This is a genomic window from Rhizobium indicum (assembly GCF_005862305.2).
GTDB classification, from domain to species: Bacteria; Pseudomonadota; Alphaproteobacteria; order Rhizobiales; family Rhizobiaceae; genus Rhizobium; species Rhizobium indicum.
On the sequence record NZ_CP054021.1, the window covers coordinates 2,336,390 to 2,353,993 of the forward strand.

Here is a 17,604-nt window from a genome sequence, read left to right on the forward strand (position 1 = left end):
GGGAGAAGATCATGGCCAAGGGATATTGGATCGCCCGCGTCGATGTTCGCGATGCCGAGCGCTACAAGGATTACGTGGCGGCGGCCAAGCCGGCCTTCGAAAAATATGGCGCGAATTTCCTGGCGCGCGGCGGCGCCTTTACCGAACTCGAGGGCAAGGCGCGCGTCCGCAACGTGGTGATCGAATTCCCGTCGATGCAGCATGCGGTCGACTGCTATAATTCGCCGGAATACCAGATCGCCGCGAAAATCCGCCAGGAAGCCGCGGATGCGGAAATGGTCGTCGTCGAAGGCGTCTAGAGCGCCGTGCGTCTTTCGGACGCACAAAGGACGCTCTAGCACTTTAAATCTACTCATCGTGCCTTCCGAAATCGATTCCGATTTTTGGAAGGCACGATGCGTTAGGCGCCCTCGCATTCGCAAAAAACTGACGGCGTGATGGGCCTTCCCGTCGCGCAGGGATTCGGCTAAGACGGAGCCAATCAAGCATTCCGCAAAGCCTTTCGAGGAGCCTGCCATGACCCTTGCCAACCTGCCGCCGCTCGTCACCGTGTTCGGAGGGTCGGGCTTCGTGGGCAGGCACGTGGTTCGGGCGCTGGCCAAGCGCGGCTATAACATCCGCGTCGCCGTGCGCCGTCCCGATCTCGCCGGCTTCCTGCAGCCGCTCGGCAATGTCGGCCAGATTTCCTTCGTGCAGGCGAACCTGCGCTACCGCGGCTCGATCGATCGCGCCGTCGACGGTGCGAGCCACGTCGTCAACTGCGTCGGCATTCTGCAGGAGACCGGCCGCAACACTTTCGACGCCGTGCAGGAATTCGGCGGTCGTGCGATTGCTGAGGCGGCGCGCAGCGCGGGTGCGACGCTGACGCATATTTCGGCGATCGGCGCCGACGCGAAATCCGATTCGGACTATGGCCGCACCAAGGGTCGCGCCGAAACGGCCATCCTCTCGGTCAAGCCCGATGCGGTGATCTTTCGTCCGTCGATCGTCTTCGGACCGGAGGACAGCTTCTTCAACAAGTTCGCCCAGATGGCGCGCATGTCGCCGATCCTGCCGCTCATCGGCGGCGGCAAGACGAAATTCCAGCCTGTCTATGTCGAAGATATCGCCGAGGCCGTCGCCCGCGCCGTCGACGGCAAGGTTGCCGGCGGCAAGGTCTATGAGCTTGGCGGGCCTGAGGTGCTCAGCTTCCGCGAATGTCTCGAGACGATGCTGAAGGTAACGTGCCGCAAGAACCCGCTGGTATCCCTGCCCTTCGGCATCGCTTCGATGATCGGCAGCATCGCTTCGCTGGTCCCCTTCATAACGCCGCCGATCACGCCGGATCAGGTGCGCATGCTGAAGCGCGACAATATCGTCTCCCCGGAAGCCGAGGCGGAAGGCCGCACGTTGAAGGGCCTCGGCATTGCGCCCACCATGGTGGCATCGGTGCTCGGCTCCTATCTGGTGCACTATCGTCCGCACGGCCAGTACACCGGCACCGGCAAGGCCGCCTGACCATCTTTTCCAACCGATGAGATTGGCCGTCTGCGGATCCCGCGAGCGGCCTTTTGGCGTTGCCGTGTCCTGCAAAGCCCGGCGCAAGTTTGAAGTGTTTTGGTGCTCGGCATATTCAGCGGCGTTGCATAAAAGACGCATCGGAAATTTTGTGGAATTAACACCAAATTTAGCAGGAACGTTTATTGCTATTTGTCATTCCACTGACTACCAAACCCGCGCGTCTTCCAACGGACTCAACGCCTGCGGTCGCGCGCGGCAATCACTGTGAAAGGCAATTCTCAATGGGCAAGTCAATCGCGCTCCTGTTTGCGTGTGCGGCGCTGGTTATCCTTGCAGGCTCTTTCGTTGCGCCCGGTTCGGTCGCGGCGGTAAAGGGCGATTGCTCGCCGGCCTACGGCGTCGATCCTTGCTCGACGGCTTCGATCATCCATTGACGAAAAGCCCGGCCCTGCGCCGGCATCCTGCTCCAAGCAAGCAGTCGATCGAAACGCCTGATACAGGGCGCTTCTAGATCATCGCTCAGTTTCGCCTGCTTCAAAGCGGCGGTGGGAGCGTTTCCCCTCAATGACCAACTGAAAAATTCGGCGCCTTGCCGGTAACCGGGTGCCTGTTTGTGCGGTCCGACGGGGCATTTGCATTCGCGCCGGGAGTTGCGCGAATGCAATGCAGGGCGGGTGTCTCAGGCAATCAAGCCGGTCGCGGCCATGCCGAGCAGCAAAACACCGAGAATGATGCGGTAGATGGCAAACAGGGTAAACCGGTTGCTCCTGATATATGCAAGCAGCCATTTGACCGCGATGAAAGCGACGACGGTGGAGACAACGAAGGCGATGCCGAGCGCCGTCCAGTCTTCGCCTGCCGCTCCGCCATCCCTGAAGGTCTTCAGCAATTCATAGGCGCTGGCCGCGTACATTGTGGGAATGCCGACGAGAAAGGCAAACTCGGTCGCCGCGGCCCGGTTGCCCGTGCCTGCCAGCATGGCGACGAAGATCGTGGCGCCGGAGCGCGAGGTTCCCGGGAAGACGCCGGCAACGATCTGGGCGATGCCGACCAGGATGGCGACAAGCCAGGTAATCTCTTTATGCGGCGGCCTGCGGGCGGCCGCCCATTCGGCAAAGATCATCCAGATGCCGCCGATGATGAGCGCCCAGGCGATCGGTGTCGCAGTCTCCGGCAGTTCAAAGCCGAGCTTCTTGACGACCAGTCCGAGAATGGCGGTGATGAGAAAGGCGACGATCAGCTTGGCGGCATAATCGCGGTTGGCGGGGTCGCGCCAGCCAAGCACCAGATCCACCAAGCGACGCCAGTAAATGATGGTGACGGCGAGGATGGCGCCCGCCTGAATAACGATGTTGAACATATCCGACCGATGTCCGAGCCATTGCTCGGCAATGATCAGGTGGCCGGTGCTCGAGATCGGCAGGAACTCGGTGATCCCTTCTATGACGCCGAGAATTGCAGCATTTATATAATCCATACATTGTCTCCGGTTTAAAGTTCGGCCGGGTCTGAGCGCTTGGGTCGATCAGGCCGCCGTTTCCAATCATTCGTTAGACCGTGTTTCGCCATTATCAGATGGCCTGAAAAATCCGATTCGCTTGTATTGGCGGGGCCAAGCTCCTATAGCTTCAACCAATGAGTCATGACTAGGGCGCTATAATCGAGCTGCCACACAGTCCTGTAACAGCAATCACAAAGCCCGAGTATCTATGCCCACGCTTTATCATCATCCCATGTCATCCGCATCTCGCTTCGTCCGGCTGATCCTGGCGGAATACGGCTATCAGGCGGATCTGATCGAGGAGCAGACATGGGAGAAGCGCCGGGATTTCCTGGCGCTCAATCCGGCCGGCACGCTGCCGGTCTATGTCGACGACAGCATGCGCGCGCTCTGCGGCGCGAGCGTCATTTCCGAATATCTGGACGAGACGCACGGCGTCTTGAAACGCGACCGGCGGCTGCTCGCCGAAGACCCTTTCCAGCGGGCGGAAATCCGCCGGCTGACCGAATGGTTCATGCAGAAGATGGAAAACGATGTGACCAAGCCGCTCGCCCGCGAGCGTGTCTATAAGTTGCAGATGACCGCCGATCAGGGCGGCGGAGCGCCGGATTCGAAGGTTCTGCGCACGGCCCGCGCGAATATCCGCCAGCATATGCGCTATCTCACCTGGCTTGCCGGCTCGCGTCAGTGGCTGGCGGGCGAGCGGATGAGCTATGCCGACCTTGCCGCCGCGGCCTCGATCTCGATCCTCGATTATCTCGGCGAGATCGAGTGGGCGGATTCGCCAGTCGTCAAGGACTGGTACCAGCGGCTGAAGTCGCGTCCGTCCTTCCGGCCGATGCTGACCGAGCGCGTGCGCGGCCTGACACCGGTTTCACACTATGCCGATCTGGATTTCTGACGAGGGCTCTTCATGCCCGAACCTGACAATGACGACAAAGAGCGCCGCCGCCGCGACAATTTGACCGAGTTCGTCCGGGCAGAATCTGCCGCCAAGGGCTTCGATCTCTGCCGCATCACGCGCCCGGATGCGATCCCGCAAGCGAAAGAGCGCCTCGGCCAGTTCATCGATGCCGGGCGCCACGGGACGATGGATTGGATGGCGGAGACGCGCGACCGGCGCGGCGATCCCCTGACACTCTGGAGCGAGGTGCGCTCCGTCGTCGTCTTCGGCCTCAATTACGCTCCGGAAGAAGATCCCCGCGCTATCCTCGACAAGCCGGACAAGGCAGCGATTTCCGTCTATGCCCGCAACCGCGATTATCACGACGTCATCAAGGGCCGGCTGAAGGAGATCGCCACGCGCTTTGCAGCGCGGGCAGGCGCCGACGTGAAAGTGTTCGTCGATACGGCGCCGGTCATGGAGAAACCGTTGGCGGCGGCGGCCGGGCTCGGCTGGCAGGGCAAACATACCAATCTCGTCAGCCGCGTTCACGGTTCTTGGCTGTTCCTCGGCACGATGTTCACCACCGCCGATCTTGCCGTCGACGCGCCGGAGATCGATCATTGCGGCTCCTGCCGCGCCTGTCTCGACATCTGTCCGACGGCTGCCTTCCCGGCGCCTTACCAGATCGACGCGCGGCGCTGCATCTCCTATCTCACCATCGAGCACAGGGGACCGATCGACGCCGATTTGCGCGTATTGATCGGCAATCGCATCTACGGCTGCGACGACTGTCTTGCCGCCTGTCCCTGGAACAAGTTCGCAAGCTCCGCCTCCGAGATGAAGCTCAAGGCGCGGGAGGATCTGAAGGAGCCGTCGATCGCCTTTCTGCTGACGCTTGACGATGCCGCCTTCCGTGCCTTCTTCAGCGGCTCGCCGGTGAAGCGGATCGGCCGCGACCGTTTCGTCCGCAATGTGCTGATCGCCGCCGGCAATTCCGGCGACAAGGCGCTCATCGGGCCGTGTCGCGGGCTTTCGGAGGATCCCTCGCCCGTGGTGCGCGGCATGACGGTCTGGGCGCTTTGGCGGCTGATGGAGGCTGGCGAATTTGCGGACTTTGCCGCACAAAGGGCGGACGAGAGAGATGACGACGTCCTGAACGAATGGCGATTGGCGGGAGTGGGCTGATGCATGTGATGATCTTTGGCTGCGGTTATTCCGGCACGGCAATCGCCAAGGCCTTTGCCGGCGACGGCGTGCGGGTTTCCGGCACCACGCGCTCGCCTGACAAAGTGGAAGCGCTCCGCCAGAACGGCATCGAAGCATTCCTTTTCGACGGCGAGAGCATGGAAGAGGGGTTGCGCCAGGCTTTGGACGGCGTCACCCACCTGGTTCAATCGATCGCCCCTGGAAAGGCCGACCCGCTGCTGCGGCTGCTTGATAAAGACGGCGCACGCCTGCTGCCGAAGCTTGAATGGATCGGTTACCTCTCCACCGTCGGCGTCTATGGCGATCACCAGGGCGCCTGGGTGAGTGAGGAAACGCCGTGCCTGCCCGTTTCCGGACGGTCGACCGAGCGGCTCGAGGCGGAAGAGGGCTGGCTGGCGATGGGCCGGGAGCGCGGCGTGCCGGCGGCGGTGCTGCGCCTTTCCGGCATCTATGGGCCGGGCCGCAACGCCTTCTGCAATCTGGACAAGGGCACGGCGCGACGGCTGATCAAGAAGGACCAGGTGTTCAACCGCATCCGCGTCGAAGATATTGGCGCAGCGACACGCTTTCTGTCGGAGCGCGGCCTCGGCGGCATCTATAATGTCACCGACGACCGGCCCGGCCCGCCGCAGGATGTGATCGTCGAGGCAGCCCGCCTGATGGGCGTCGAACCGCCGCCGGAGCAGGCGTTCGAGACCGCCGAATTGACGCCGATGGCGCGCACTTTCTACGGCGAGAACAAACGGGTTTCGAATGCAAAACTCAAGGCCGCCGGCTTCGCATTTTCCTTCCCGAACTATCCTATGTCGCTTGCGCAATTGTGGCGGGATGGATGCTGGTGGGGGGAGTAGAACTCAGTCCTGTTTGCGACGGATGCGATCACCCAAAATGAGTAGGAAATTCCTACTTTCCCGCTTTGGCCGGATAATTTTCGCCGCATATTATGGTTAACGGCCTTTGAATTTGCCCAAATGTGGCAGTAAATATGGCGAAATCGGAAAAATATTTTCGCGATTTTCGTGAACGCCGAGGCGTTAACTATCCCTTCGGAAAATTCGTTCGGATTTTAGCTGATTTTATTAGGTTTTTTCTACCTTTTGGCGCGGCGCTCATTCCTGGAATCCCGACATTACCCTCACGAATGTTACGGATTGTAATAATCCGTGAACTGGCGCGGCACTTTTTCGCCACTTTTTCACAGATTTAAGCCCCGCCGCCTGCAAGGGCGTGAGTTCAATAGTTGAGGGATACTCTGTTTTGAAGAACATACGTCGTTCTATTATCGCCGCTGTAACTATTGTAGCCTGTTCTTCCATGCTTCCGGCAGAGGGTTTTGCTGGCAATGGCTGTGGCGGTGCTTCATGGTACGCACTTCGCTCCAAAACTGCTTCCGGGGAACGTATGAATCCTGCCATCTTGACTGCTGCACATCGTTCGCTTGCTTTCGGCACCAAGGTGAAGGTCACCAACCGCAACAATGGCCGCACAGTCGTCGTTCGCATCAACGATCGTGGTCCGTTCATCCGTGGTCGTGTGATCGACCTGTCGCGCGCCGCCGCCCAGAATATCGGCATGGTGAGCTCCGGCACTGCGAAGGTCTGCTACCAGGTCGTCAGCTGAGGCCGCCACTGACTGTGCCGGAAGCGGCGCTTGCTCTTGCCGTCAATCGCGGTTACCACCCGGTTGAGACTTGTGAACAATTGACTGCGTGACACTCGCGTTTGCGCTGATCGTTCACACGCCACGGCAACAGGAGACATGTGAATGCGTCTGGGCGGCCGCCTCGAAGGGGCGATTTCTGTGCTCGCGGACATCGATGCCCGCAAGCGGCCCGTCGCCGACGCGCTGAAGGACTGGGGCCTCGCGCACCGCTTCGCCGGCTCCGGCGATCGTGCAGCGATCGGCAACATTGTCTATGACGCACTGCGCATGCGGCTTTCCCATGCCTGGCTGATGGATGACGACAGTCCTGCTGCCATTGCCCATGGCGTCATGTTCCGCCAATGGGGTTTTTCACCTGACAGTCTTGCCACTGAGCTGGCGGACGACAAGTTTGCGCCGGCGCCACTTTCAACCGACGCTGTTGCGGCCTTTCAAAGCCGCTCGCTCGACGATGCGCCGCCGCATATCCGCGGCGATATTCCCGAATGGGTCCAACCCTCCTTCGAACAGGCCTTCGGCGCCGCCTGGCTTGCCGAGGCACAGGCGCTCGCCGCCCGCCCGACGCTCGATCTGCGCGCCAACCTGCTCAAAGCCTCTCGCGACAAGGTCGTCAAGGCGCTCGAAAGAGCCAACGCGCATGCAGCGAAGATCGCCCGCTACGGCATCCGGATTGCCGCTGGCGAAGGCGCCTCGCGTCTTCCCAACGTGACTGCCGAGCTTTCGTTCCAAAAAGGTTGGTTCGAAGTTCAGGATGAGGGATCGCAGATCGTCGCCGACCTGGTGCTCGCCCATGATGGCGAACAGGTTCTCGACTATTGCGCCGGCGGTGGCGGCAAGACGCTCGCCATGGCGGCGGCCATGCAGAACAAGGGACAGGTTCACGCCTATGATGCCGACCGCAAACGGCTGGCGCCGATCATCGAACGGCTGAAGCGGGCGGGCACGCGCAATGTCCAGGTGCATGACGACGCCAGGGCGCTCTCCGCCCTTGCCGGACGCTGCGACAAGGTGCTGGTCGACGCGCCCTGCACCGGCACCGGCACGTGGCGCCGCCGCCCCGATACGAAGTGGCGGCTGACGGCGAAGAACCTCGACGAGCGCATCGCCCAGCAGCAGGACGCGCTGGCGCAGGCGAGCGGCTTCGTCAAACCCGGCGGCGATCTGATCTATGTCACCTGCTCGGTCCTGCCCCAGGAAAACGAGGAGCAGGCGCGCCGCTTCACGGCCGACAATCCTGATTTTCAGCTCGTCAGCGCCCTGCCCGCCTGGGAAGCCCTGTTCGGCAAGGACGCCCCGCGTCCGCATTCGTCCGACGGCCTGACGGTGACGCTGACGCCCGCCTCCACCGATACCGACGGCTTCTTTTTCTGTCGTATGCAGCGGAAGGGCTGACGCGGTTTAGCGAAGGCCCGCTACGGATCGTGATGCCGCGGCGGAATGCGCGGTTGCTGCCAATTTTTCAAGCGGATGCCGTTCAAAAAAGCCAGGTTGGCAACGTCTGTCCGTTCTTAAAACCATTCCAAACTAGAGCGTTTGACACAAGTTTGCTTTTGCGCGAAGAGACGGAGCCCGATTAGACGGAAAATCCCGTCACAGGAGAGGATCATGAAGCTCAACCGCAAATTCCGCGCAGCCGTGCTGGCGATCGCCCCCGCCGCCCTGCTCGCCCTTCCCGCGCATGCCGAGACTGATGCTGCCGCCGTGGTGAAACACTATGCCGGTGTGGCACATGCGAAATACGAGGACTCGCTGACGACGGCCAAGGCGCTCGACGCCGCGATCGACGCCTTCCTGAAGGCGCCGACCGATGCGACGCTCAAGGCCGCCAGAGACGCCTGGATCAAGGCGCGCGTCCCCTACCAGCAGACGGAAGTCTATCGCTTCGGCAATCCGATCGTCGACGACTGGGAAGGCAAGGTCAATGCGTGGCCGCTCGATGAAGGCCTGATCGACTATGTCGACGCTTCCTACGGCACCGAGAGCGACGAGAATTCTCTCTATGTGGCAAATGTCATCGCCAACAAGACGATCAAGATCGACGGCAAGGATGTCGACGCTTCCAAGCTGACGCCGGAATTCCTCTCCGGCACGCTGGCCGAGGCCGGCGGCATCGAAGCCAATGTCGCGACCGGCTATCATGCCATCGAATTCCTGCTTTGGGGTCAGGATCTGAACGGCACGGGACCCGGCGCCGGCGACCGTCCGGCAACCGACTACGACCTCAAGAACTGCACGCACGGCAATTGCGACCGCCGCGCCGAATATCTGAAGTCCGCCTCCACCCTGCTCGTTTCCGACCTGCAGGAAATGACCGACAACTGGAAGCCGGACGGTGCAGCGACGAAGAACGTCGAAACCGATCCGAAGGCCGGCCTCGTCGCGATTCTGACGGGCATGGGTTCGCTTTCCTACGGCGAGCTTGCCGGCGAGCGGATGAAGCTCGGCCTGCTGCTGCACGATCCCGAGGAAGAGCATGATTGCTTCTCCGACAACACCTACAATTCGCATCTCAACGACGCGATCGGCATCGCTGCCGCCTATACCGGCAACTATACCCGCGTCGACGGCACCAAGCTCAGTGGCCCGTCGCTGCATGATCTGGTGGCCGCCAAGGACAAGGCGCTCGATGCCGAAGTGGAAGGCAAGCTCAACAAGACGCTCGAAGCGATGAATGCCATGGCAAAGCGCGGCGAGACCGTCGAGAAGTACGACCAGATGATCGGCGAAGGCAACAAGGAAGGCAACGCCGTCGTTCAGGCCGCTATCGACGGGCTGATCGACCAGACGAAATCGGTGCAGCGCGTTATTGCCGCACTCGATCTCGGCACGGTTCAGCTTGAAGGTTCCGACAGCTTGGATAATCCTAACGCCGTCTTCAAATAAGCAAAAAGGCGGGCCGCTTCGAAAGCCGGAGCGGCCCGGACCCTGAAATGTCGCATGCCCCGGCCCGCCGATTTTTCGCCAGCGCAACGCTCTGCGCCACGCTTGCCGGTTTTTCCGTCAGCATCGCAGCCGGTTTCGACCTGCCGACGAAACGCACCGACCTCTCCGAATCCGATCTGCAACGCGTCGCCGACGTCACCCGGCCGACAGCGGATTTTTCCAAAGCCGAACAATACGAAGCGATGCAGGCAGGGGCTACGACCTCGATCGACCCTGTCACCGAGGACAGTTTCTCGCATACTTCGGCCAACATTCCCTTCGAGGAAGAGCAGAATTTCAAGCTCGGCAATGCGCTCTTCCGCAAGCTCTGGGTGTCCGCTCCCTCCTCGACGCAGGCTTCCGATGGTCTCGGGCCGCTGTTCAACGCCCGCTCCTGCATGAGCTGCCATGTCAATGACGGCCGCGGCAAACCGCCGGAGGGAGGCCCGAGCGCCACCTCGATGTTCCTGCGGCTTTCCCGCGCCGCCACGACGCCGGAGGACGAAAAGGCCATCGCACAGGCTGATGTCGTCAATTTTCCCGATCCGGTCTACGGCCATCAGCTGCAGGATCTCGCCGTTCCTGGCCTTGCTGCCGAAGGGAAGATGGTGATCAGCTACCGCGAAGAGAGGGTGACGCTCGGCGACGGCGAGACCGTGTCGCTGCGCCGGCCGAGTTATGCGGTGACGAACCTTGGTTATGGGCCGCTCGACCCCGCGACGACGATTTCGCCGCGGGTCGCCTCGGCGATGATCGGCCTCGGACTGATCGAGGCCATTCCCGAGGCCGACATCCTTGCCCATGCCGATCCTGATGATGCCGACGGCGACGGCATCTCCGGCAAGGCGGCGATCGTGCGCGACCACCGCAGCGGTGGGATCGCGCTCGGCCGGTTCGGCTGGAAGGCGCAGAACGCCACGGTGCGCGACCAGAGTGCCGATGCCTTCGCCAATGATATCGGCATCTCGACGCCCGATCACCCGGATGCGCAGGGCGACTGCACCAAGGCGGAAGAGAAATGCCGTGATATGCCGACCGGCGTGCAGAAACGGCTGGGCGCGGAAGAAGCGCCGGGTCCCATTCTCGACCTCGTCACCTTCTATTCCGGAAATCTTGCCGTTCCGGCACGGCGCAAGGCGAGTTTCGCCGAGACGCTGCAGGGCAAGCGGATTTTTTACGAAAGCGGCTGCATTTCCTGCCACATGCCGAAATTCGTCACCCGGCGGGATACGCCGGACAAGGCACAGTCCTTCCAGCTGATCTGGCCCTATTCCGACTTTCTTCTGCACGACATGGGCGACGGGCTTGCCGACGGGCAGCAGGTCGGCCTTGCAAGCGGACGTGAATGGCGCACGCCGCCGCTATGGGGTATAGGACTGACCCGGACTGTCAGCGGACACAGCTTTTTCCTGCATGACGGCCGTGCGCGGAGCCTCACCGAAGCGATCCTCTGGCATGGCGGCGAAGCTGAAAAGGCCCGCAACGCTTTCTCCTCCCTGTCGACAGACGACAGGGCGGCCCTGATTACATTCCTGGAGTCACTTTGATGCGCCTTTGGCACCCCCTGCTCTGCCTTACTCTGATCGGCCTCGCGACATCAGCGGCCGCCCAGACGGCCACTCCCCCGGCAGGGCTGAACGAGGATGCCGTTCCCGCCGTCATGCAGCGCGCCGTCGACGAGGTGATCCGTCCCGGCTATCGTAACATGCAGCAATCAGCCGCCCGGCTGACGACGGCAATGAAGGATCTTTGCGCCGACGGCACGCAGCAGACGCTCGACAAGGCGAAGTCCACCTTCGACGACACGATCCGCTATTGGTCGATCATCGAGATCGTCCAGACCGGACCTGTCATCCAGGACAATCTCTTCGAGCACATCCTGTTTTATCCCGACCGTAAGGGCGTCGGCCTCAAGCAGGTGCAGGCGCTGATCGCCAAGGCCGACCCGAAGGATGCGACGGTCGATGCGATCGCCGGCAAGAGTGTTGCGCTGCAAGGCCTGACGGCACTGGAATACGTCCTTTATGGCAATGGCTCCGACGATCTCGTCGGGCAGAAGGGCAGTTTCCGCTGCCTTTACGGCGAGGCGGTCGCCGGCAATATCCAGCGTGAGGCCGGCGAAGTCGTCGCCGCCTGGGAAAAGCCCGACGGCGTGCAGGCGAGCTGGAAACATCCAGGCCCGCAGAGCAACGACTTCATGGACAACAAGGAAGCGGTGACCGCTCTGCTCGGCATTCTCGTCCATGGCGCCGAGAATGTCCGCGACCAGCGGCTGGAGCAATTCTACAAAGGCAAGGACACCGCGCCGCGGCCGCGCATGGCGATTTACTGGCGCTCCAAAAACACCTGGAAATCGATGACCGCCAATCTGGAGGGCCTGCGCACGCTCTGGCAGAAGGCCGGCATGGCCGAACTTCTGCCGCCGGACAAACAGCCGATCGCCGCCTCGATCGACGAGGACTTCAAATCGCTGCTCGACAGCGTGCCGAAGCTCAATCCCGACATCGACGTCGCCACAAGCGATGCGGAGAAGGCCAAGCTCGATACGCTGCTTGCCGAAAGCCGCGACCTGATCACCCGGATCAGCGACGAATATGGCGCAGCCATCGGCCTTTCGGCCGGCTTTTCCTTTTCGGACGGAGACTGAAACGATGATGCGAAGTGCCGCGATCGACCGACGCAACTTCGTCAAGGCGGCCGGCCTTGGCTTCCTTGCTTCTTTGGCGCCGAGGTCGCTGATGGCGCTGGAGCGGACTGATGCGGTCTATGCCTCGGGCATTCGGGCAGCCGACGGCTCCTTTGCCATTGCGACCGTGACCGAGCGCGGCGAGATCGTCGATCAGGTGGCTCTTCCCGCCCGCGCCCATGGCATGGCGTTCAGCGCCAGCACCGGCAAGACTGTCGCCTTTGCACGCCGGCCCGGCACCTATGCGATGATCTTCGATCCCTGGAACAAAAGCGAGCCGATCGTCATCAGCTCCAGGGAGGACCGGCATTTCTACGGCCACGGCGCCTTCTCTCCTGACGGCCGTTTGCTCTACGCCAGCGAGAACGACTTCGATGGCAATCGCGGCATGATCGGCCTCTACGCCGCCACCGACCGCTTCTCCCGCATCGGCGAATTCGAGACCTACGGCATCGGTCCGCACGACATGACGGTGTCCGACGACGGACGCCTGCTCATCGTCGCCAATGGTGGCATCGAGACGCATCCGGATTTCGGCCGCACCAAGCTCAATCTCGGAGAGATGCAGCCGTCGCTTGTTCTGATCGATGCGGCAACCGGTGCGCTGGTCGAAAAACATGTGCTGCCGGCGGAATGGGCAGAACTCTCTACCCGCCATGTCGATCTCGACGGCGCGGGCCGCATCTGGTTCGCCTGCCAGTATGAAGGCCACCGCAAGGATTTGCCGCCGCTTGTCGGCCATTTCGCCAAGGGCGAAAATCTTACCTTCATCGACCTGCCGGAGGAGACGACGCGCCGGCTCGCCAATTACGTCGGAGCGATCGCCGTCAATCGCAGCGAAGGTCTCGTCGGCATCACCTCGCCGAAGGGCGGCGCCTCGGTGACCATCGACGCTAGGACGGGCAAGATGCTGGCCGAGACTTCCGTTCCGGATGCGGCGGGCATCGCGCCGGCAAGAAGCGGCTTTGCCGTTTCCTCCTATGACGGCGATTTCCTGTCGACCCGCAGCGATGTCGCCTGGGACCAGCACATCGTGCGGATCTAAATCAGAGAAGCGCAATTCCGGACGCAAAACCGCTGCACACTTTTGCTGGAATTGCTTTAGCCGGCGCGGAAATAGGCTTTCTGCTCGGCGCTGACGCTCGATGCCGCGGTCCTTGCCGCCTCGTACAGCCAGTCGTTTCCCCGCGCCGCCAAATCCTTCAGGATCACCGCAACCGCCGCCGCATCGTCGGAATGGCAATTGGCGATCTCAAAGCCCATCAGTTCGAGCATCGTCGGCGAAAGCAGGATCTCGGGATGCCGGTCGATTTCGATCTTGCAGCTATTTGGCGAGAGCCGGCGCATGAGGATGCGGCCGGAAACCTGGTAGTGAGGATCGGCTGAGCGCGCCCGCCCATTGGCGATCTCGCTTGCATGGATCGCCACATCCTGCGGCCTGTGGCGAAGCGACCAGGCGGACGGCACCAGCGCCTTTGCCTCGCGCAGCACCGGTCCACCTTGCCATTCGGCATAGGCGACGAAACGCGGCCGGCCGAGGCTGCCGGTACCGCCGCTGCGCGGCTTCGCCATGAAAGGTCCTGATCCCAACGGCAGCGCGTCTGCGAGCGCCTTGACATAGGCTGATGGTGCCGGCTTCTTGCCGGGCTGCAACATTTCATATTTCTCCCAGAATTCCCGGCGTTCGGAATTCGGCAGCAGCAGCGCCTTGCGCAGCCATTTGTGGTCGCGCTCGAGGATGACGGGCAGCGGATTTTCAAGACCCCGGCGATAACCGCTCAAGATCAATTCGCCGATCATGCGAACCGAGGGACCGTCGCCGCCGCGGGCCAGGACGGCGCTTGCCGCAAGGCGAACGAGATCCAGCGCATAGGGCATCACCGCCGCGTCGTCGAAATCATTGACGCCCCAGACGAGCCGGCCCTCGATATCGCGCCAAGTACCGAAATTCTCCAGATGCGTATCGCCGATCGCCAGCACCTCAGGCGCGCCTGACAGTTCCGGGCAGATATCGAGGATGATCTCGCACCAGCGCCAATAGGTAGCGCGCAGGAAGACGAAATCGCCGCTTCGCATCTTCTCGTGCTTCTCCCGGAGATCGTCCTTGACGAGATCGTCGCCGAGTTCGCCGGCCAGCCAGGTCTCGAAATTCCGGACCGATTGCGATATCGTTATCATGCCGGCACTCCATCATTTCGCGACGCGACGCGGAGAATACGCGTGCCGCACGAAGCTGCAATCGTCTTCGCATCGGATCGCCACAATCGAGCGGTACTGGCCAGCGGTACCGGCCAGCTGTGCCGGCTTGCACGGTGACGGAAAGGTGAAAGGTTGCCCCGGCGACACGGTCCCGGGTTTCCATCGCCGCCCAGACCGATTTCAGCAATGTCCAGCTTGTCGAATGCGGCGCGCCATGCCAATTTCGCGGCTGCAAGAGGGGCAGACATGAGCGAGACCGACAGGGGCGATTTCCGCGCGCGAATCCGCCGTAATTTTGCGCGGCAGGCGGCGATGGAAACGATCGGCGCGGAGCTGACGCGCGTCGAGCACGGCGTCGTCGAGATCGAGCTACCCTTCGACGTCAAACTGACACAGCAGCACGGAATCCTGCATGCGGGCATCATTTCCGCGGCGCTCGATTCGGCCTGCGGCTTTGCCGCCTATAGCGTTATCGACCCGGAAGCCTCGATCCTGACTATCGAGTTCAAGGTCAATCTCATGTCGCCGGGGCGGGGCGATCGTTTCCTGTTTCGCGGGGAAATCACCAAACCCGGCTCCACCATCATCGTCGCCGACGGACGAGGCTACGCGATCAGCGACGGGCCGGCGAAACTCATCGCCTCCATGACCGGAACGATGATGGTGATCCGCGGTAGAGAGGGCATTACGGGATGAAGTTCGAACTGAAATCGGTCGCGGGGAAATCCATCCTTTTCGTCATGGCGGCGGAGGCCGAATACGGTCCCTTCCTGCGTTCGCGCATCGAACCTTTGATGACAGGCGTCGGCCCGGTCGAGGCGGCCATCGCGCTGAGCAAAACATTGGCGCGGCTGGATGCCGTCGACGACCTGCCCGATCTCGTCGTGTCCCTCGGCTCGGCCGGCTCCGCGAAACTGGAGCAGACCGAAATCTATCAGGTGACCTCGGTTTCCTACCGCGACATGGACGCCTCGCCGCTCGGCTTCGAAAAGGGCAAGACACCCTTTCTAGACCTGCCGGCAACGCTCGATCTGCCGCTGCGCATTCCCGGCATTGCCGAAGCAAGCCTTTCCACCGGCGGCAACATCATTTCGGGCGCCGCCTATACCAATATCGACGCCGACATGGTCGATATGGAGACCTATGCGGTGCTGCGCGCCTGCCAGGGTTACAAGCTGCCGCTGATCGGCCTTCGCGGCATTTCCGACGGCGCCGTCGAGCTACAGCATATTTCGGGCTGGACCGAATATCTGCACATCGTCGACCGCAAGCTCTCTTACGGCGTCGACAGCCTGTTCACGGCGCTGGAGGACGGGGTTTTCTGGTTCTGAGCCCCTGAATGCGGGACAATTGGAACAATAAAAACCTGATGCCGCCGATTTCCCGGATTGCAAGGCGAGGCGCTTTTCATTAAAGCCTCGCCATGACCCAGACAGCACATCCCGACTCCGTTCTCATCGTCGATTTCGGCAGCCAGGTGACCCAGCTCATCGCACGACGCGTGCGCGAGGCCGGCGTCTATTGCGAGATCGTTCCCTTCCAATCGGCCGAAGAGGGCTTCCACCGCCTGCAGCCGAAGGCCGTGATCCTGTCCGGCAGCCCGGCTTCCACGGTGGACGAGGGATCGCCGCGAGCGCCCCAGATCATCTTCGACAGCGGTCTGCCGGTGTTCGGCATCTGCTATGGCCAGCAGACGATGTGCATGCAGCTCGGCGGCAAGGTCGAGAGCGGCCATCACCGCGAATTCGGCCGCGCCTTCCTCGAGGTCGACAGGGACTGCCAGCTGTTCGAGGGCCTCTGGTCCTCCGGCTCGCGCCATCAGGTCTGGATGAGCCATGGCGACCGCGTCACCGCGCTGCCGGATGGTTTCGAAGTGGTCGCCACCTCCTCCAACGCGCCTTACGCCTTCATCGCCGACGAGAAGCGTAAATATTACGGCGTGCAGTTCCACCCGGAAGTCGTGCATACGCCTGATGGCGCCAAGCTGATCGGCAATTTCATTCACAACATTGCCGGCATCAAGGGTGACTGGTCGATGTCGGCCTATCGCCAGAAGGCGGTCGAGCAGATCCGCGCGCAGGTGGGCGACAAGCGCGTCATCTGCGCGCTTTCGGGCGGCGTCGACAGTTCCGTCGCGGCTCTCCTGATCCACGAGGCCGTCGGCGACCAGCTGACCTGCATCCTCGTTGACCACGGGCTGATGCGCAAGGACGAGGCGGCCGGCGTCGTCGCCATGTTCCGCGAGCACTACAATCTGCATCTGCTGCACGTCGATGCCGCCGATCGCTTCATCGGCGAGCTCGAAGGCGTCAGCGACCCGGAAACCAAGCGCAAGATCATCGGCCGGCTGTTCATCGAGACCTTCGAGGAAGAGGCAAAGAAGCTCGGCGGCGCCGACTTCCTCGGCCAGGGCACGCTTTATCCCGACGTGATCGAGAGCGTTTCCTTCACCGGCGGCCCGTCGGTGACGATCAAGTCGCACCACAATGTCGGCGGCCTGCCGGAGCGCATGAAGATGCAGCTCGTCGAGCCGCTGCGCGAACTCTTCAAGGACGAGGTGCGCGCGCTCGGCCGCGAACTCGGCCTGCCCGACAGTTTTATCGGCCGCCACCCCTTCCCAGGCCCCGGCCTGGCGATCCGCTGCCCCGGCGGCATCACCCGCGAAAAGCTGGAGATCCTGCGCGAAGCCGATGCGATCTATCTCGACGAAATCCGCAAAGCCGGCCTCTACGACGCCATATGGCAGGCCTTCGCCGTGCTGCTCCCCGTCCAGACCGTCGGCGTCATGGGCGACGGGCGCACCTATGAATTCGTCTGCGCGCTGCGCGCCGTCACCTCCGTCGACGGCATGACGGCGGACTTCTACCACTACGACATGGAATTCCTCGGCCGCGCCGCCACGCGTATCATCAACGAGGTGCGCGGCATCAACCGCGTGGTCTACGATGTTACGTCGAAGCCGCCGGGCACGATCGAATGGGAGTGAGCGGGCAATCGTGGCTTAGTTTCGACGGCAGTTTGCGCTGCCCTTCGGCTGCCATT

The 17,604-nt window shown here is 62.1% G+C and carries 17 protein-coding genes; 15 read left to right on the forward strand and 2 right to left on the reverse strand.

The features are described 5' to 3' along the window. Positions 1 to 11: 11 nt before the first annotated feature. From FFM53_RS11635 to FFM53_RS11645, 3 genes are all read left to right on the forward strand, one after another. Complete coding sequence (locus FFM53_RS11635; protein WP_012759832.1) at positions 12 to 299, forward strand: DUF1330 domain-containing protein; 288 nt, start codon at positions 12 to 14, stop codon at positions 297 to 299. Positions 300 to 516: 217 nt separating this feature from the next. Next, entirely contained in the window at positions 517 to 1,497 is a 981-nt protein-coding gene (locus tag FFM53_RS11640; protein WP_138388388.1) for a complex I NDUFA9 subunit family protein, read from the forward strand. 284 nt (positions 1,498 to 1,781) lie between these two features. Further along, entirely contained in the window at positions 1,782 to 1,934 is a 153-nt protein-coding gene (locus FFM53_RS11645) for a hypothetical protein (protein ID WP_003544729.1), read from the forward strand. Between the two features lie 245 nt (positions 1,935 to 2,179). Here FFM53_RS11645 and FFM53_RS11650 read toward each other — a convergent pair whose 3' ends face one another. Then, complete coding sequence (locus FFM53_RS11650; RefSeq protein ID WP_138388389.1) at positions 2,180 to 2,977, reverse strand: undecaprenyl-diphosphate phosphatase; 798 nt, start codon at positions 2,975 to 2,977, stop codon at positions 2,180 to 2,182. A 232-nt stretch (positions 2,978 to 3,209) separates the two neighbouring features. On the opposite strand from FFM53_RS11650, the gene FFM53_RS11655 reads away from it, so the two are divergent. From FFM53_RS11655 to FFM53_RS11695, 9 genes are all read left to right on the forward strand, one after another. Continuing rightward, positions 3,210 to 3,902, forward strand: a complete 693-nt coding sequence (locus tag FFM53_RS11655; protein ID WP_003544722.1) for a glutathione S-transferase family protein — start codon at positions 3,210 to 3,212, stop codon at positions 3,900 to 3,902. A 12-nt stretch (positions 3,903 to 3,914) separates the two neighbouring features. Further along, on the forward strand, positions 3,915 to 5,072 hold the full coding sequence (gene queG / locus FFM53_RS11660; RefSeq protein WP_138388390.1) for a tRNA epoxyqueuosine(34) reductase QueG: 1,158 nt from the start codon (positions 3,915 to 3,917) through the stop codon (positions 5,070 to 5,072). After that, positions 5,072 to 5,944 carry an SDR family oxidoreductase gene (locus FFM53_RS11665; protein WP_138388391.1) on the forward strand — a complete coding sequence of 291 codons (873 nt, stop codon included), beginning with the start codon at positions 5,072 to 5,074 and terminating at the stop codon, positions 5,942 to 5,944. Before queG ends, FFM53_RS11665 begins: the two co-directional genes overlap by 1 nt. A 406-nt stretch (positions 5,945 to 6,350) precedes the next feature. Continuing rightward, positions 6,351 to 6,713: a septal ring lytic transglycosylase RlpA family protein gene (locus tag FFM53_RS11670; protein ID WP_003544717.1), complete on the forward strand. Its 363-nt coding sequence runs from the start codon at positions 6,351 to 6,353 to the stop codon at positions 6,711 to 6,713. A 144-nt stretch (positions 6,714 to 6,857) separates the two neighbouring features. Then, positions 6,858 to 8,147: an RsmB/NOP family class I SAM-dependent RNA methyltransferase gene (locus FFM53_RS11675; RefSeq protein ID WP_138388392.1), complete on the forward strand. Its 1,290-nt coding sequence runs from the start codon at positions 6,858 to 6,860 to the stop codon at positions 8,145 to 8,147. Between the two features lie 213 nt (positions 8,148 to 8,360). Continuing rightward, positions 8,361 to 9,638 carry an imelysin family protein gene (locus tag FFM53_RS11680; RefSeq protein WP_138388393.1) on the forward strand — a complete coding sequence of 426 codons (1,278 nt, stop codon included), beginning with the start codon at positions 8,361 to 8,363 and terminating at the stop codon, positions 9,636 to 9,638. 47 nt (positions 9,639 to 9,685) lie between these two features. Further along, a complete protein-coding gene (locus FFM53_RS11685; RefSeq protein WP_138388394.1) occupies positions 9,686 to 11,224 on the forward strand; it encodes a di-heme oxidoreductase family protein in 1,539 nt (512 codons plus the stop codon). Continuing rightward, positions 11,224 to 12,324: an imelysin family protein gene (locus tag FFM53_RS11690; RefSeq protein ID WP_138332234.1), complete on the forward strand. Its 1,101-nt coding sequence runs from the start codon at positions 11,224 to 11,226 to the stop codon at positions 12,322 to 12,324. Before FFM53_RS11685 ends, FFM53_RS11690 begins: the two co-directional genes overlap by 1 nt. Positions 12,325 to 12,328: 4 nt before the next feature. After that, the gene (locus FFM53_RS11695) at positions 12,329 to 13,408 is read left to right on the forward strand and encodes a DUF1513 domain-containing protein (RefSeq protein WP_138388395.1); all 1,080 of its coding nucleotides are present in this window, start codon (positions 12,329 to 12,331) and stop codon (positions 13,406 to 13,408) included. Between the two features lie 56 nt (positions 13,409 to 13,464). Here FFM53_RS11695 and FFM53_RS11700 read toward each other — a convergent pair whose 3' ends face one another. Next, positions 13,465 to 14,541, reverse strand: coding sequence for a DUF2252 family protein (locus FFM53_RS11700; protein WP_138388396.1), 1,077 nt, complete (start codon positions 14,539 to 14,541; stop codon positions 13,465 to 13,467). A gap of 267 nt (positions 14,542 to 14,808) precedes the next feature. Between FFM53_RS11700 and FFM53_RS11705 the strand changes: the two genes are divergently transcribed. From FFM53_RS11705 to guaA, 3 genes are all read left to right on the forward strand, one after another. After that, the gene (locus FFM53_RS11705; RefSeq protein ID WP_003544704.1) at positions 14,809 to 15,258 is read left to right on the forward strand and encodes a PaaI family thioesterase; all 450 of its coding nucleotides are present in this window, start codon (positions 14,809 to 14,811) and stop codon (positions 15,256 to 15,258) included. Further along, a complete protein-coding gene (locus FFM53_RS11710) occupies positions 15,255 to 15,893 on the forward strand; it encodes a 5'-methylthioadenosine/S-adenosylhomocysteine nucleosidase (RefSeq protein WP_138332231.1) in 639 nt (212 codons plus the stop codon). The genes FFM53_RS11705 and FFM53_RS11710 overlap by 4 nt, the downstream gene beginning before the upstream one ends. Positions 15,894 to 15,985: 92 nt before the next feature. Then, on the forward strand, positions 15,986 to 17,548 hold the full coding sequence (gene guaA, locus FFM53_RS11715) for a glutamine-hydrolyzing GMP synthase (RefSeq protein ID WP_017962899.1): 1,563 nt from the start codon (positions 15,986 to 15,988) through the stop codon (positions 17,546 to 17,548). Positions 17,549 to 17,604 lie beyond the last annotated feature (56 nt).